Source organism: Colwellia sp. C2M11 (assembly GCF_018860915.1).
GTDB lineage: Bacteria > Pseudomonadota > Gammaproteobacteria > Enterobacterales > Alteromonadaceae > Colwellia.
This window is the reverse complement of sequence record NZ_JAHKQD010000029.1, coordinates 18,601-35,637: the sequence shown is the minus strand read 5'-3', so window position 1 is coordinate 35,637 and position 17,037 is coordinate 18,601. Positions and strand designations below refer to the sequence as shown.

At 35.3% G+C, this 17,037-nt stretch carries 13 protein-coding genes and 3 tRNA genes; 8 read left to right on the top strand and 8 right to left on the bottom strand.

All coding sequences use genetic code 11. From position 1 onward, the window contains the following. Nucleotides 1–30 precede the first annotated feature (30 nt). From KO509_RS08600 to KO509_RS08590, 3 genes are all read left to right on the top strand, one after another. Nucleotides 31–489 (top strand): PGPGW domain-containing protein, encoded by a 459-nt coding sequence (locus KO509_RS08600; RefSeq protein WP_215972893.1) that lies wholly within the window; start codon nt 31–33, stop codon nt 487–489. A 246-nt stretch (nt 490–735) separates the two neighbouring features. Further along, the gene (locus KO509_RS08595; protein ID WP_215972871.1) at nt 736–1,689 is read left to right on the top strand and encodes a DnaJ C-terminal domain-containing protein; all 954 of its coding nucleotides are present in this window, start codon (nt 736–738) and stop codon (nt 1,687–1,689) included. A gap of 4 nt (nt 1,690–1,693) precedes the next feature. Then, on the top strand, nt 1,694–2,029 hold the full coding sequence (locus KO509_RS08590) for a chaperone modulator CbpM (protein ID WP_215972870.1): 336 nt from the start codon (nt 1,694–1,696) through the stop codon (nt 2,027–2,029). 300 nt (nt 2,030–2,329) lie between these two features. On the opposite strand, the gene KO509_RS08585 is transcribed toward KO509_RS08590, so the two are convergent. The 3 genes from KO509_RS08585 to KO509_RS08575 all read right to left on the bottom strand — a co-directional run bounded on the left by KO509_RS08585 (nt 2,330) and on the right by KO509_RS08575 (nt 3,020). After that, nucleotides 2,330–2,405: transfer RNA gene (locus KO509_RS08585), tRNA-Asn, on the bottom strand. A gap of 326 nt (nt 2,406–2,731) precedes the next feature. After that, nucleotides 2,732–2,807: transfer RNA gene (locus tag KO509_RS08580), tRNA-Asn, on the bottom strand. Between the two features lie 137 nt (nt 2,808–2,944). Next, a tRNA-Asn gene (locus KO509_RS08575) sits at nt 2,945–3,020 on the bottom strand. 492 nt (nt 3,021–3,512) lie between these two features. Between KO509_RS08575 and KO509_RS08570 the strand changes: the two genes are divergently transcribed. Both KO509_RS08570 and uvrB read left to right on the top strand, forming a co-directional pair. Further along, on the top strand, nt 3,513–4,901 hold the full coding sequence (locus tag KO509_RS08570; protein WP_215972869.1) for an MATE family efflux transporter: 1,389 nt from the start codon (nt 3,513–3,515) through the stop codon (nt 4,899–4,901). A gap of 23 nt (nt 4,902–4,924) precedes the next feature. After that, complete coding sequence (gene uvrB, locus KO509_RS08565) at nt 4,925–6,925, top strand: excinuclease ABC subunit UvrB (protein WP_215972890.1); 2,001 nt, start codon at nt 4,925–4,927, stop codon at nt 6,923–6,925. 108 nt (nt 6,926–7,033) lie between these two features. On the opposite strand, the gene KO509_RS08560 is transcribed toward uvrB, so the two are convergent. The 3 genes from KO509_RS08560 to queC form a co-directional block, all read right to left on the bottom strand. Then, complete coding sequence (locus tag KO509_RS08560) at nt 7,034–7,246, bottom strand: hypothetical protein (RefSeq protein ID WP_215972868.1); 213 nt, start codon at nt 7,244–7,246, stop codon at nt 7,034–7,036. 159 nt (nt 7,247–7,405) lie between these two features. Further along, complete coding sequence (locus KO509_RS08555) at nt 7,406–8,350, bottom strand: ion transporter (RefSeq protein WP_215972867.1); 945 nt, start codon at nt 8,348–8,350, stop codon at nt 7,406–7,408. A gap of 56 nt (nt 8,351–8,406) precedes the next feature. Beyond that, nucleotides 8,407–9,096 (bottom strand): 7-cyano-7-deazaguanine synthase QueC, encoded by a 690-nt coding sequence (queC, locus tag KO509_RS08550; protein ID WP_215972866.1) that lies wholly within the window; start codon nt 9,094–9,096, stop codon nt 8,407–8,409. 85 nt (nt 9,097–9,181) lie between these two features. Here queC and queE point away from each other — a divergent pair, with 85 nt between their 5' ends. After that, complete coding sequence (queE, locus tag KO509_RS08545; protein WP_215972865.1) at nt 9,182–9,853, top strand: 7-carboxy-7-deazaguanine synthase QueE; 672 nt, start codon at nt 9,182–9,184, stop codon at nt 9,851–9,853. Nucleotides 9,854–9,956: 103 nt separating this feature from the next. Here the strand turns inward: queE and alr are convergent, their stop codons facing one another. Next, nucleotides 9,957–11,039 (bottom strand): alanine racemase, encoded by a 1,083-nt coding sequence (gene alr, locus KO509_RS08540; RefSeq protein ID WP_215972864.1) that lies wholly within the window; start codon nt 11,037–11,039, stop codon nt 9,957–9,959. 252 nt (nt 11,040–11,291) lie between these two features. Continuing rightward, entirely contained in the window at nt 11,292–12,875 is a 1,584-nt protein-coding gene (locus tag KO509_RS08535; RefSeq protein ID WP_215972863.1) for a GGDEF domain-containing phosphodiesterase, read from the bottom strand. Nucleotides 12,876–13,526: 651 nt separating this feature from the next. Here KO509_RS08535 and KO509_RS08530 point away from each other — a divergent pair. Continuing rightward, nucleotides 13,527–16,634, top strand: a complete 3,108-nt coding sequence (locus tag KO509_RS08530; protein WP_215972862.1) for an FAD-binding and (Fe-S)-binding domain-containing protein — start codon at nt 13,527–13,529, stop codon at nt 16,632–16,634. A gap of 35 nt (nt 16,635–16,669) precedes the next feature. Continuing rightward, nucleotides 16,670–16,918 (top strand): hypothetical protein, encoded by a 249-nt coding sequence (locus KO509_RS08525; protein WP_215972861.1) that lies wholly within the window; start codon nt 16,670–16,672, stop codon nt 16,916–16,918. Nucleotides 16,919–17,037: the final 119 nt, after the last annotated feature.

The window sequence follows — 17,037 nt, the reverse complement described above, 5'->3', positions numbered from 1 at the left end:
GTGAAACTAAGTAATAACGGATTGCAAAAAATGCTCAAAGAAATTTACAATATTATCTCAACTTATCTAATAGGAATCGTTGATTTCGATTATATTTTTGTAATTTTTTTAGCAACAACATTTGCTTCAATTGCATATTTTATGGCGATAACTTACATCATTACACAAATGGATTCACAATACTTTATCCGTAAAGAGTTTCCGAATGATATCGCTAATAAAAAGAAACAATTAACCTCAATGAGTCGCAGCATAACCTACGTAATTAGCTTAGCAAAAGTCATGATTGGAATAGTCTTGATTGTGTCTGGTCTCGTGATGTTAGTGCTACCTGGCCAAGGCATAATCACATTATTAATCGGTCTGAGTTTAGTGCCACTCCCTGGTAAGAATAAGATTGAAAAAAATCTACTTGCTCGAAAATCAGTGCAGCATTCTCTAAATTGGATTCGAGTAAAAGCCAATAAAGCTCCCTTTATTTTTGACTAATATTAAGGGCTATTATTTATCAAGTCTGATAGACGATACCTATATTAAAAATATCACGGATTAAGTGATAGCACGAAATGTTCGTTCTACGGTATTTCAGCTTTATGACTTTTTATTGATTTGTGTTGTCATTGTGATTAAAAGATCTTTTATCTATAGCCAGTAAGCGCATAATGATTTCTGAAGCTTATGCTATTCATCGTTTTATACAATATATTTTGTTAACGGGCCGCACTGGAGTGATTTATGGATTTTAAAGATTATTACAAAGTAATGGGGATCAATCGAGATTCAACGTCGGATGAAATTAAGCGTGCCTATAAAAAGTTAGCGAGAAAATATCATCCTGACGTTAATAAAGCTGCTGACGCAGAAGTTCGTTTTAAAGAGGTTGGTGAAGCATATGCGGTACTAAAAGATCCCGATAAACGTGCTTCTTATGATCAACTTGGTAGCGACTGGCAATCAGGACAAGATTTTAATCCACCACCTGATTGGGATGCTGGGTTTGAATTTAAGGATGGTGGGTCAAGCGGAGCAAGTCAGGCAGACTTTAGTGATTTCTTTGATTCATTATTTGGTAGAGGATATGGCTCACAGAAACCAAACAATCAACATCAAGCTGATTATAAGACCCGTGGTGAAGATCACCATGCTAAAGTGGTGATTGATCTTGAAGACGCATATCTTGGTGCAACAAGGAGTATTGTACTTCAGTCACCGGAGTTGGATAAGCAAGGGCATGTTGTAAATAAACAACGTACCTTGAAAATTAAAATCCCCAGAGGTGTCAAAGAAGGTCAACGTATCCGATTATCCGGTCAAGGTACGCCAAGTCACGGGGGAGGGGCCGCAGGAGATCTTTATCTAGAATTATCATTCAATACTCACTCTATTTATCGTGTGGTCGAGCATGATGTATATCTCGACTTACCCATCACTCCTTGGGAAGCTGCGCTGGGTGCAACGGTTAAAGTGCCAACACCATTAGGTCCAGTAGATTTAAAAATTGTACCTGCGACAAAAAGTGGCCAGAAGCTTCGTTTAAAAGCGCGTGGTATTCCTGCTAAAACAGCAGGTGATTTATACGTAGTAACTCAGATTGTTTTACCACCGGCCGACAGTGAGGCTGCTAAAGCGATCTATAAAAAAATGCAAGATGAATTAGACTTTAACCCTCGAACCTTATTAGGAGTATAAACTAATGAAAGAAATAATATTAGACGGTGTACTTATCGATGACGAGGCTGAATTTTCTCTTGAGGAACTGTCTTATGCGTGTTCAAGTTCTACAGAATGGGTTATAGCACTAGTTGAAGTTGGAGTATTAGACCCTATTAATTATCAAGCAACACCAGTAGAGCAGACGAGCTGGATATTTTCAGTTTATAGTTTTAAACGTGCTCGAACTGCTATGAGGCTTCAACGGGATCTTGGTGTTAATCAAGCTGGGATCGCTCTTGCTTTGGATTTACTAGAGAAAATTGAAAGATTAGAGTCAACATTAGCGCTGTGTAATGAACCAGTGACACATGCCTGACTAAATAATGAGTACAGTCCATCGTTATGTTGTTATTACTTGAGTCAGCTTGAGTTATAAGGTGAGTTACAAGGGAGTAATTTTAGGCAAGAAAAAAGGCTACGATTTCTCGTAGCCTTTAATGTGGCTCCCTGATCTTTGTATGATAAGGGCTTGAACCAATGACACATGCCTGGCTAATAATGAGTACAGTCCATCGCTATGTTTTTATTACTTAAATCAGCTTGAGCTATAAGGTGAGTTATAGGTGAGTATATTTTAGGCAAGAAAAAAGGCTACGATTTCTCGTAGCCTTTAATGTGGCTCCCCAAACTGGGCTTGAACCAGTGACACATGGATTAACAGTCCATCGCTCTACCAACTGAGCTATTGGGGAATAAACTTTTTACATGAGTTTGTTAATTCTCATTCTTTAATGTGGCTCCCCAAACTGGGCTTGAGAAGCCAACAGCGACACATGCTATTATTAGAGAGTACAGTCCATCGCTCTACATTTGTCGTTGTTTTAAAATGTGGCTCCCAAACTGGGCTTGAGAAACCAACAGCGACACATGCTATTATTAGAGAGTACAGTTCATCGCTCTACATTTGTCGTTGTTTTAAAATGTGGCTCCCCAAACTGGGCTTGAGAAACCAACAGCGACACATGGTATTATTAGAGAGTACAGTCCATCGCTCTACATTTGTCGTTGTTTTAAAATGTGGCTCCCCAAACTGGGCTTGAACCAGTGACACATGGATTAACAGTCCATCGCTCTACCAACTGAGCTATTGGGGAATAAACTTTTTACATGAGTTTGTTAATTCTCATTCTTTAATATGGCTCCCCAAACTAGGCTTGAGAAACCAACAGCGACACATGCTATTATTAGAGAGTACAGTTCATCGCTCTACATCTGTCGTTGTTTTAAAATGTGGCTCCCCAAACTGGGCTTGAACCAGTGACACATGGATTAACAGTCCATCGCTCTACCAACTGAGCTATTGGGGAATTGCTTTCTTTCGATTGCGTGTTAACCGTCTTGGCTAACGGGGCGGAATATTAAAGACCTGATGGCAAACTGTCAACACTAAAATAAGAAAAAAATGAATTATTCGTTTGTTTGCTCAAATTGCGTTCAGTAACGTTAGTTTGTCATCGCTTCTTGACCGTTTCTTATGCATCAATTTTTAATTGCTTATAAAACCTGATGAAAATGTAGTTATCCACGAAACTTGTGGATAACTATGTTAGTTAAATTGTAAAAACTAGTGACATTATCGTTTTCCTTAGCGTGTAGGTAAGTCAACAACAAAATGAATGTTTTATTTACTTATTTGTTATCAGTAACTTATGAGTTTTTTGTGTTTTTATTAGCACTTTAGGTTGGTTTTTAATCAGTTATATATTTGACTGCATTTACTGTGCATTTCTTTTGCTTTTGATTACAATAGCAATTGTTAAACTTATGTATTATCACTAGGAATTCTCTAAAATTTATTAATGACGTCAATTAAAAAGATAAAAAATAATAAGCAACCGATCAATTTACTCAAAGATCCTGTTGGTAATACTATAAAACGAATGACCATCCCAATGATTTACGGCATGATTTTGTTAATGACTTTTAATTTAGTCGATACATTTTTTGTCAGTATGCTAGGGACACAGCCGTTAGCTGCTATTAGCTTTACTTTTCCTGTTACCTTTACCGTTATTAGTTTGATGATTGGTTTAGGTATAGGTACGTCGGCAGTTATTGCTAAGTTTTTAGGGCGTGATGATCATGAATCGGCAAAAAACTCAGCTACAGCTGCCTTATACATGTCAGCAATTGTCGTTATCATATTGTCATTTATTGGTTATTTATATACAGATGAACTTTTTACTTTGCTTGGTGCAAAGCAATCTTTATTACCTTTAATCCATGAGTACATGGATATATGGTACCTAGGTAGTGTGTGCTTAATTGGCCCTATGATAGGTAATGCTGTACTTCGAGCATCGGGTGATACAAAGACGCCTAGTATCGTGATGGGCAGTTCAGGGTTAATCAATGCTGTGCTTGACCCTATATTTATTTTTGGTTTTGGCCCTATTCCTGCGATGGGAATCGAAGGTGCTGCCATAGCTTCCTTAATTTCTTGGATTGTTGGTTTTTTACTGATATTGATCATTTTAACAAAACAAAAAAACTTAATTCATACGCATTTTATCCCCATGAAACAATTAATGATTTCATGTCGTGGTATATTGAAAATAGGTTTACCTGCTGCAGGTGCTAATATGTTAACACCAATTGCTGCAGCGATTATGACTGCTATTGCTGCGAGTTATGGTGAGTCCGCTGTGGCTGGCTTTGGGGTTGGCTCTCGTATAGAATCTATTGCTTCATTAGTCGTCTTAGCAATGACAATGACTTTGCCACCTTTTATTAGCCAAAATTTTGGTGCAGGTAATATGGAACGTGTTGAACAAGCCTATAAAACGTCTATTAAGTTTATTATATTTTGGCAAATACTGATTTATATGGTCTTAGTAATTGCAGCTCCATTGATTGCATCCGTTTTCGCTAAAGAAAAAGAAGTCGCAGACATTATCGTATTATTTATGTGGATTTTACCTTTAGGTTATGGTCTTCAAGGTGTAGTCATATTAACTAATTCATCGTTTAATGCGCTTCATAAACCGATAACCGCTTTGATATTGAGTATTATAAGGTTATTTATTTGTTATGTACCTTTAGCTTATTTAGGAAGTTATTTGTATGGTTTACATGGTTTTTTTATTGGCGCTTTACTTGGTAACTTAGTGATGGCATTTATTTCTTACCGATTATTCATTAAGCAGTTTAATCATGATGAGTTTATTACTAAGGAACAATTGTCTTGAAAGAAGAATTATTTAAAGAAACAATGGTTAAATCACTGAAATTAGAATCGGATTATATACCCAGTGGTGATCAGCCAACGGCTATTAAACAGTTATTAGAAGGCATTGATTCAGGATTAGCGCATCAAACCTTATTAGGAGTTACTGGCTCGGGTAAAACTTTTACTATTGCGAATGTGATTGAACAGCTTAACCGTCCGACGATGTTATTAGCGCCAAATAAAACTTTAGCGGCTCAACTTTATGGTGAGATGAAAGAATTTTTTCCAAACAATGCTGTGGAATACTTTGTTTCTTATTATGACTATTATCAACCCGAAGCTTATGTGCCAACAACAGACACTTTTATTGAAAAAGATGCTTCGGTTAATGAACATATCGAACAAATGCGCTTGTCGGCAACTAAGGCATTGTTAGAACGTCGTGATGTTATTATTATTGCATCTGTTTCGGCTATCTATGGGTTAGGGGATCCTGATTCATATTTAAGAATGATGTTGCATATAAGTGTTGGTGACATTATTAATCAACGAGATATATTACGTCGACTGGCGGAGTTACAATATAAACGTAATGATCTGGCGTTTGCACGTGCAACTTACCGTGTACGCGGTGATGTCATTGATATTTTTCCAGCTGAATCTGATCGTCTTGCACTGCGGGTTGAATTATTTGATGAAGAAATAGAACGTATTAGTCAGTTTGATCCTTTAACGGGACAAGTAGAGCGAACACTAGCACGGGTTACTGTATACCCTAAAACGCATTATGCAACACCACGCGATAAAATATTATCGGCAGTAGAAAAAATAAAAATAGAGCTAAAAGAGCGCTCTCAGTTTCTTAAAGATAATAACCGTTTAGTAGAAGAGCAACGTATTTCTCAACGTACTCAATTTGATATTGAAATGATGACAGAGCTTGGCTATTGCTCAGGCGTTGAAAACTACTCACGTTATCTGTCTGGTCGTGAAGCAGGAGAAGCACCGCCGACTTTATTTGATTATTTACCTGACGATGGGTTACTTATTATTGATGAATCACATGTTACTGTGCCTCAAATTGGCGCCATGTATAAAGGTGATCGGTCTCGAAAAGAAAATTTAGTAGAATATGGTTTTAGGCTTCCTTCTGCACTTGATAACAGACCGATGAAATTTGAGGAGTTTGAAGCTTTATCACCTCAAACTATTTATGTTTCTGCTACTCCAAGTCATTATGAGATAGAGAAGTCTGCAGGAGAGGTTGCTCAGCAAGTTGTTCGACCAACGGGGTTACTTGATCCACAAATTGAAGTGCGAGACGTAGAAACCCAGGTTGATGATTTACTGTCAGAAATTAATAAACGATTACCATTGAATGAACGCGTGTTAGCAACAACGCTAACTAAACGTATGGCTGAAGATTTAACTGATTATTTAGATGAACACGGTATTAAAACACGGTATTTGCATTCAGATGTTGATACTGTTGAACGTGTTGAAATTATTCGTGACTTTCGCTTAGGTAAATTTGATGTGTTGGTGGGAATTAATTTATTACGTGAAGGCTTAGATATGCCCGAAGTTTCACTTGTTGCGATACTTGATGCGGATAAAGAAGGTTTTTTACGATCAGAGCGTTCGTTAATTCAAACAATTGGCCGAGCAGCACGTAATATTAATGGTAGAGCTATTTTATATGCGAGTAAAGTTACTAAGTCTATGCGTAAAGCGATTGATGAAACCGAACGTCGTAGAGGATTACAACATCAATATAATATCGACAATAATATTACGCCGAAAGGCGTTATCCGTAAAATAACGGATGTAATGGATGTTGGTGATTTCAGTCAATCAAAAGCGTTGGATCAAGTTGCTGAAAAAGTGGCTAACTACCAAGCATTAACGACGAAAGAAATAGATAAAAAGATTTTAGAGCTTGAAAAAGCTATGTATTCACATGCACAAAACCTTGAATTTGAAAAAGCAGCCGCGACTCGCGATGAAATTGCGAAATTAAGAACTCAACAATTGAACACTTAGTGAATCAAACTATTGGCTCAGGTGTGTTATTGAGTTGTTATTCCTGATTTGTGAAGATAATGTTTAAGAATTTAAGGTTAATATATTTAAGCTTGATTATTAAGTACATTATTTAGGATAAATAATTGAATATTTTCCTATTATCTTTGCGATAGCGAAGCAGTTGCAATTATTTAAATAGCTAATTTCATTAATGACTTTATCTTGCATATCAGCAGGTAGTAGTAATATTTGTTCAAGATAAATATGTGTTTTGGTATCATTATTGCCATTAATAAATTTATTTATATACTGCGTTTGATGTCTGAATTCTTCATTCATACAACATCCTTAATAGCTTAATAGACAAGGTATTAATAAGTGTAGCTTATGATTTACTAACGGTTAGACGTATTTAGTCTTAAAATAACAATAAAGTACTATTGTGGTTATTTTATTGTTATTTAAATTATTTTGCGGACTTCTTTATTACGATAGATTTTATTTACCACAATGCGGGCACTTATTTTCATGGTGCTTCTCTTTTAACATTGTAATGCTACGTTGCAAGTCTTCAGGCTCAATCTCTAACTTTTCTGCTAGTGATTGTAATGTTTTAAAGTCATCGTTGTCGATATAACCATGAGTTAATGCCCCTTTAATGTTGGCGTCTAAACGTTCTTTTCTTCGTCGTAACTCTTCGCCAAAACGTGCAGCTAGCATACCCGCAGGTAATGCTACAAAAACGACACCAACAAGCATGATCAAGGTTGAGATGACTTTACCTAAGGTAGTAATTGGTACGGCATCGCCATAACCTACGGTTGTCATGGTAACCACAGCCCACCAAAAAGATTCAAAAATACTGCCAAAGGTTTCAGGTTGTACTTTTCCCTCGATAGAATAGATTAAACTTGCAGCGATAATAATAAAAAATAACATCACTATCATGACGGCAATAATATTTTTTAACTCTTTTGTGATAACAGAGATAAAAATATCAAACCCTTTAAAATAATGGGTTAATTTTAATAATCGTAATACTCTTATTAAGCGTAAAGTGCGTAAATCTAGAGAAAAGAATAGTGCGATAATGAAAGGTAGAATGGCAATTAAATCAATTAATGCCATAGGCGTGAATATATAGTTAATTCTTGCTTTTAAATTGGTGACCGTTTGATATTCTTCCGCTTCAACGCAACACCATACTCGTAATAAATATTCAAAACAAAAAATTGAAAGCGAAATAGTCTCAAAAAGTATAAATGCATGTTTATACAATAAATAATAGTCAGAATCAGAAGAGGTGATCGCTGCAGCAACGTTGCTTATAATAAGTATAATCAACAGCCAAGTAACGAGTTTTGCAGTAATGCCCGACTTAGTTTCACTTTCAAGTAACTGATATGTCTTAACTCGTAAAATATTTTTATTTGCAGTAGACATATCGTTACTTACTCATGTGACTGTTAGTTTGAATAACGCTGAGTGTAGGCTCTTAGTTATGCTTCATATTCAATAGGATCTATAACATTATTGTCACTGAATGCTTCAAGGCGTTCTTCACAAGCGCCGCATTTCCCACAGGCCTTCTCTCTGCCGTTATAGCAAGTCCATGTATCGCTATAGTCTAGACCCATACTTATCCCATCGCTCAAAATAGCTGATTTATTTACTGTTAAATATGGACTGAAGATTTCAACACTTTCATAATTCGCTATAAGACAAACATCATTCATTTTTTGAACAAATTCTGGTCGACAATCAGGATAAATGGTGTGATCGCCGCTATGTGCACCATAATATACTTGAGCAGCACCTACTGAAACCGCATAACCTACCGCTAACGATAATAAAATCATATTTCGGTTAGGTACCACGGTTGACTTCATATTTTCAGCTTCGTAATGACCTTCAGGAATATCAATATCATCGGTTAAAGAAGAGCCTGCTAATAATTGATTAATAGACGAAATATCAATAACTTTATGTTCAACCCCTAAAGAGGCGCAAACTTTACTGGCACACTCAAGTTCTTTTACATGACGTTGGCCGTAATCAAACGAAAGCGCAAATACTTCTTTGCCGTCTTTTAATGCACGATTCAATACGGTAAATGAATCCATTCCACCAGAATAAATAACCACAACTTTCTCTGTTTTTATTTGTTCTGTGGATAGTTTTTCAGTCATAGTTAAGTCTCTTAAAAATAAATAGGGTATAATCAGTTATGTCCATTTTACTTGAATAAAATCTTAGGCAAAAGCACAAATTAAAATGATTCAATATAAAATTAATGAAATGTTTGAAACAATACAAGGCGAAGGCTCTTTTACTGGTCAGCCGTCAATATTTATTCGTTTACAAGGTTGTCCTGTCGGCTGCTCTTGGTGTGATACAAAGCATACTTGGGAAGTTGAATTAAGTGATGAAGTAACCAAAGAAAAAATGTTAGCTAAATCGCAAGAAACGCCGCAATGGAGTAATCTTTCTGTGACGCAAATTAAAGCATTAGTTACAGAGCAAGGTTACCAGGCTAAACATGTAGTCATTACAGGAGGAGAGCCCTGTATGGTTGATTTAACACCTCTGTGTGATGCTTTTGAAGATATTGGCTACAGCACTCAAGTTGAAACTTCAGGTACCTTTGATATTTTAGTGTCAACTAAGTGCTGGGTAACGGTTTCACCTAAAATTAATATGCGTGGTGGTTATCCGATATTATCTAGTGCAATGGCCCGCGCAGATGAAATTAAACACCCTGTTGCAACAGAGCAACATGTCGATGATCTGAAAACATTATTGGCAGAACATGATATTGGCAATACGCCTATATACTTACAACCCATTAGCCAAAAAGATCGAGCAACACAATTGGCAATTGATACTTGTATTGCTAATAATTGGCGTTTATCAATACAGGTGCATAAATATATAGGAATAGAATAGTTATATTGCTGAGCTTTTTAACTTATGTCACGTAAGTATGTTAAATGGGTTAAAAAGCTTAGAAGCAATATTTTTAGCATCATGTTTTGATTTTATTGTGAGGTTACTTTATATAAAACTTTGGAACACGGTTAGATATTCTAGTCAGTAGCTCATAATTGTTGCTTTCAAGGTGTTCGGCGACAGTTTCAATCGTTAAGTTTTCACCCCATAATTCAACACTATCGCCAACCTTAACACCAACAACATTAGTAACATCAATGGTGATCATATCCATTGATACTCTTCCGGCAAGTGTTGCAATCTGTCCATTAATACAAACAGGCGTACCATTTTTCGCGTTTCTAGGATAACCGTCTGCGTACCCTATTGCGACAGTGGCTATTATTGATGGGCGTTTAGCTTGCCATGTTTCGCCATAACCAACAGACTCGCCAACTTTTAATTTTCTCAGCGCCATAATTGTAGATTTTAATGTCATCACCGGTGCTAATTTAACGGGTAAATCATTAACCGGTATTGGTGTTGCGCCATATAAAGCAAGTCCTAACCTATTATAGTCACCATGACTTTTCGGCCAGCTTAAAATACCAGCAGAGTTAGCTAAACTTTTTTTATAACCATGTTTTTCATTTACTTGTTCAAATTGTTGAATCTGTAATTGTGTTTTGGGATTGTCTAACTCATCAGCACTAGAAAAGTGAGTACATAGCACTAAGTTTTCTAATTGCTCTGGTGATAATTGAGTTAAAATACTATCAACATCATTTGGTTTTATACCTAAACGATTCATGCCTGTATCTACTTTTAGCCACAATTTACCAACATATGGTGTAGGAAACTGCTTTAACCAATCCATTTGCTCCGTAGAGTGAAGCATCAACCAAAAGTTTTGCTGTAAGGCTATTGAGAAATCTTGATATGACAAGGCACCTTCAATTACCAAAATAGGTAAGGTTATACCTGCATCGCGCAGTTGAATTGCTTCATCAATAAAAGCAACAGCAAAGGCTGGGACATGTGGGCTTAAGTATTTAGCTATTTCAATGGCACCATGGCCATATGCATTCGCCTTTATTACAGCTATCGTTTCACTTCTTGGTGCGAGGTTAGCAATATGTGTGTAGTTACTTAATAATGCGGGTAAGTTTACAGTGGCGTAAGTTTTTCTAGAATGGTTATTCATACAGTTTATTGATTCAAAGTATTCATCTGATAGGCATGGCCCTTTGCCTCAGTTTACCATGTTTATAAATTTTTGGGAGCATTAGCTAACGATTTAACAAGGAATTTTAGCTATAAATAGTCTTTGTTTAGTTTGATATTTATGGTATTGATGAGGCTTAATTATAGAGTTATTATCGAAACCAATATTACACATATTGGACTTAATCATGTTAACGCTTTTTATTTCTAAATATTGTTAGGCCTTTACTTTTTATTCATCTGTCTGCACGAGCAAGGATACATACTCTTTGACTGTAATGGGCTTAGAGAACCAATAACCTTGGAAATATTCACAGCCGTTATTTTTTAATTCAAGGTATTGTTTTTCTGTTTCTACTCCTTCTGCGATGACACTGAAGTTATAAAGTTTAGCAATTGATAAAATAACAAGAGACATGCCAATTAGTGGTGATGTGTTTTCCATATCGCCACTAACAAAGCTTCTATCTATTTTTAAATTATTGAGTGGGAATTTTTTTAGTTGGTTAAAGGATGTGTAGCCAGTACCAAAATCATCGAGTGATAGCTTAAATCCGATTCTTCTTAAATAAATAAGGGTGTCGATTGCTTGCAAGTCACTTTCTACTAAGCTGGTCTCAGTAATTTCAAGCTCAATAATTGTTGGGTCGAGATTATATTGGTTAAGGATTTTTTTAATACGCGGAATAAAGTCTTTATTATGAAGTTGTTTAGAGGAGATATTGATTGAATAAAATTCAATACTGGGAATTCTTAACATATCAGTGTTAGCAATTATTTTAAATGATTCATTAAGTACCCAATAATCGATTTGTTGAATTAATCCCGTGCTTTCAGCGATTGGAATAAATTTATCTGGACCATACTCTTTGAGTTCCTTCCTATCACATCTAAGCAATAATTCAGCACCAACAATGTTATTTTTGTTATGACGAAAAATAGGCATAAATACCATATGAAATTCGTTGTTATTCAGTGCTTTTGTTAGTTCTTGTGCTATATGTTTTTGCTCCTTAAATTGCTTGCTAATAGATTCATCAAAGACTTGTATACTATTATCTCCAAGCTGTTTTGCTTGTTTTAATGTTATATCCACGTTATCGATAATATTTTGAAATTTCCCTTTAAATCTATTGGCTCTAACAATCGCGATAGATGCAGAAATTTTAATGGGATTTTTAGCTATAATAGTTAATTCATTAACAGCTAGTTTTAATCTGTTAATGAAGGGCAATATATCAAACTCTTCAGGTAGGTTGGTTAAGCCTATCGCAAAGGAATCTCCTGAATATCGAGCAAAATAATAGGATTCGGCCGTCGTAAGTGTTATATCTTTTTCTATTATAGTGGATAATTTTTTAGAAAGTTGCTGAATTAATTCATCTCCCGTATCAAAACCTAAGGTGTCATTAATAATACGAAATTTATCAATATCTAAATTGATAGAAGTAATGCTCTTAATATCAGTGTTTAAATGACATTCATCTAGCCATTTATTATAGGAATGACGATTAGCTAAACCGGTCAAAGGATCTTTTTTGGCTTCTTCACCTACGGCGTCTTTTTGCTTTCTTGAATAATAAGCTGAATAAGCGGTAAAAATAATAGTTAAAATAAAAGACGTTAATAATTTGGCCGCTTTAAATGTTTCTTCATGTAATGTGGTTAATGCTAAATAAAATAATATCGAGGGAATAGCTATTAATAGAGCTGTTCTAATGGATGTAAGAAAAAACAGCCCAGTAATGGCTGGAAAGGCATAAACAATTCCATGTAATCCCATATAATAACAGGCAAATGCTATGGTTAAAAACATGGAGAAAATCATGCTGAATTTACAAAGAGTGCTAATGGTATTATCTTTAACTTTCAGAAGACTGGTTGCAAAAACAATTAACGTAAATAATAGGCTACTAGCTAAAACATAATTTTGATTCAGATAATGTACGGTAGCAAATATGGTGAGGGGAATAATGCAAAGTAAAAGGAATATTTTTGAGTGACGATTATATAATACCAACACTTGCTGAGACATTTAAAATAAATCCTTTTGAAAATAAAGAACATACAAGAGTAATTAAGATTATAGTGTGGCAATCATTTTCAATGCAAGCTTTTTGTGCTTTAAAGTAGGGTGGTTGAGGCGAAAATTGTTAGGTTAATCAATAAGACAAAGAAATATTATCCTAGTTTTATTGGGTTAATCTACCATGATGACTGATAAAAAAATATTTCCACTATTCTTGATAATAAGTCGATGAATCTTATGATAAGTACCAAAGAACAACCAATTGAAAGTTAAATTTTAAATTATTTTGGGGAGACATGATTGTGAATATAATGTTATCGATTAATTGAATGTTTATAAAATATAATTTTAATATAAAGGAACCTTAATAAGCTGATCAAAAGTCAGTTTTTACATGATATACTCAAGCAATTCCTTTTTGTTTACAGATAAATATTCATGCTACCTCGTATTGATCATCAAACACACCTTTCTCCTCTTTACGATAATTTTGTTCGTGCGTTAAAAGCTAAAAACTTCACGGGTGATATTAGTGCCAAATATAGTGCACGTCTTGCTGTTGCAACTGATAATAGTATATATCAGCAATTGCCCCAGTTAGTTATTAACCCCCGCACACAACAAGATATTATCTTATTGGCTAAAACGGCAAGTGAAGATAATTATAGCGATATAAAATTTAGTGCTAGAGGTGGTGGTACAGGAACCAATGGACAAAGTTTAACACCGGGTATCATTGTTGATTTATCTAAATATATTAATAAAGTATTAGAAATAAATATTGAAGAACGCTGGGTGAAAGTAGAGGCGGGTGTAGTAAAAGATCAATTAAATGATTATTTACGTCCACATGGTTTTTTCTTTGCACCCGATTTATCAACAAGTAACCGTGCCACTATCGGTGGAATGATTAATACTGATGCTTCTGGCCAAGGCTCATTAGTGTATGGTAAAACGTCTGATCATGTTTTAGCTTTAACTTCTGTGCTAGCAAATGGCGATGTACTTAATACTGAACCTATGACGATCACCCAAGCACAAGCGTTGGCAAAAGAAGAAACTAGTCATGGCAGAATAGTTCAACAGGTTCTCGCGTCTAGTGTTGATAACCGCGAGCTTATTCTGAAAAAATTCCCCCGTTTAAATCGATTTTTAACCGGTTATGATTTGGAAAATGTATTACAAGCTCAAGGTAGTGAAAATGAGGAACTGAATACATTTGATTTAAGCAGAATAATAACTGGCTCAGAGGGCTCATTAGCTTTTGTTTGTCAGGCTAAACTTAATATTACTCCTATTAGCCCCGCTAAAACGTTAATTAATATTAAATATGATAGTTTTGATTCTGCATTACGTCATTCACCTTTTTTAGTGAAGGCAAAAGCAACTTCAGTAGAGACTATCGACAGTAAAGTGTTAAACCTAGCTAAACAAGATATTGTTTGGCACAGCGTAAGTGACTTAATTACTGACGTGCCTAACAAAGTCATGGATGGTATTAATATTGTTGAATTTAATGGGACAAGCGTTGAAGACTTAGCTGAGCAGGTTGCCATTTTAACAGCTGGTTTAGATGAAACAATTGCCAATGAAGAAAATGGTAGTGCTTGTGGAGTGATTGGCTATCAAGTCACCTCTGATTTAAGTAGTATCAATAAGCTTTATGCTATGCGTAAAAAAGCGGTAGGACTTTTAGGTAATACAGATGGCAGGCAAAAACCGTTAGCTTTTGCAGAAGATACTGCGGTACCGCCTGAAAACTTAGCTGATTTCATTAGTGAATTTAGAGCGTTGCTTGATAGTTATAACTTGCATTACGGTATGTTTGGTCATGTAGATGCAGGTGTTTTACATGTACGTCCGGCACTTGATATGTGTGACCCAGAGCAAGAAAAGTTACTGAGAACTTTGTCTGACAAGGTGGTAGAATTAACGGCTAAATATGGCGGGTTAATGTGGGGGGAACATGGTAAAGGCTATCGTAGTGAATATGGCCCTGAGTTTTTTGGCGAGGAATTATTCGCTGAATTAAGGAAAATCAAAGCCGCATTTGATCCACTCAATAAAATGAATCCAGGTAAGATATGTACCCCGATTGATTCAAGCGAACAATTAGTCAGTGTTGATGATACTAAACGTGGTTTTTTTGATCGACAGATTCCTATTACGGTAAAAGATTCATATAGTGCTGCCTTAGATTGCAATGGTAACGGTTTATGTTTTAACTATGATGTTAATAGTCCTATGTGTCCATCAAGCAAGGTAATTAAGGACAGACGTCACTCACCTAAAGGCCGTGCTGGTTTAATGCGTGAATGGTTAAGGTTACTAGAGAAGCAAGGTGTTGATATATTAGCACTAGAAACACAAGTAAATCATTGGTCAGTTAAAAAATTACTAGACACGACTATTACTAAATTCAAGCTTACTTTTTTTGAAAAAGAAGAGAATAAAAATGACTTCTCTCATGAAGTTATGGAAGCAATGCAAGGGTGTTTAGCGTGTAAGGCTTGTGCTAGCCAGTGTCCAATAAAGGTTGATGTGCCAGATTTTAGAAGCAGGTTTATCAACATTTATCACTCACGCTATCCTAGACCACTAAAAGATCATCTTGTCGCTAATGTAGAAATATTAGCACCATTAATGGCTAAAGCGCCAAAGTTGATGAATAGTATTTTAAGTTTGAATGCTTATGATAAGTTATCTGAAAAAACTATTGGTTACGTGAACACTCCATTATTAAGTGTTCCTACATTAAAAAAACAGGTCAAAAAAGCGGGTTATTCAGGGTTTGATTTAAATAAATTACAAGGTTTAACGAACCTACAACGTAAGGGTTACGTATTAATTGTACAAGATCCCTTTACATCTTTCTATGACGCTAAAACTGTCGAAAGTATGATGGCGTTAATAAAAGCGTTAGGTTTAGAGCCTATTTTATTACCGTTTAAACCAAACGGTAAGGCGCAACATGTGAAAGGGTTTTTAGCTCGCTTTGCCAAAACAGCTCAATCATCGAGTGATTTTTTAAATCAATTAACTCAACTGAATATACCCATGTTAGGTATGGATGCGTCAATGGTGCTCTGTTATCGCGATGAATACGCAAAAATTTTGGGTGATAAACGCGGTGACTTTAAAGTATTGCTCGCCCATGAATGGCTGTTGTCGTTTATTGAACAAGATGAAAAATTCAAAAGCATTGCAGATAAAAATCAGCAAGCGTTTAAATTATTTACTCACTGTACTGAGAAGACCGCTTTAGTGAATAGTGAAAATGAATGGACAAATATTTTTAACCATTTTGGTTTGAATTTAGAAAAAGTGACTGTCGGATGTTGTGGTATGGCCGGTACCTATGGACATGAAAAGTCTAATTTAGATAACTCTAAAGAATTATTTAATCTAAGTTGGCAGCCTAAGTTAGCTGAGTTAGAGCAAACACAAATTTTGGCTACAGGTTTTTCTTGTCGGTCACAGGTGAAACGTTTAACAGCACTCAAAGCAAAACATCCTGTAGAGGCGTTATTAGCTAAATTACAATAACAAAACACTAAATAACCATTTTATTTGAGGCAACTATGTCAGATAAAAAACTTATTTTATTATTGAAAATATCTATTTGTATTGGTTTGTGCTTGTTAATTTTAGGTATATATTTACATAATTATAGTGATTATATGGAGTCTTTAGGCGTTACAGGCATCATTATTAGTGCGGTCTGTATTGCGTTGGGTTTAGTTTTTTCTTTGCCGACAAAAATGTATTTAACTTTTATACTTGTTAAGCGAGAAACAGAAGATCCTCCCCAAAATCATAAATTGAAATAAAGCCAACTTTTATAAAAAACCACCTTCGATAGACGGTGGTTTTTTTATGTCTGAATCTTGATCTATATCAAGCCCTAAGCTTAACTATGATATTAAAGTACACATTATAATTTGATTTT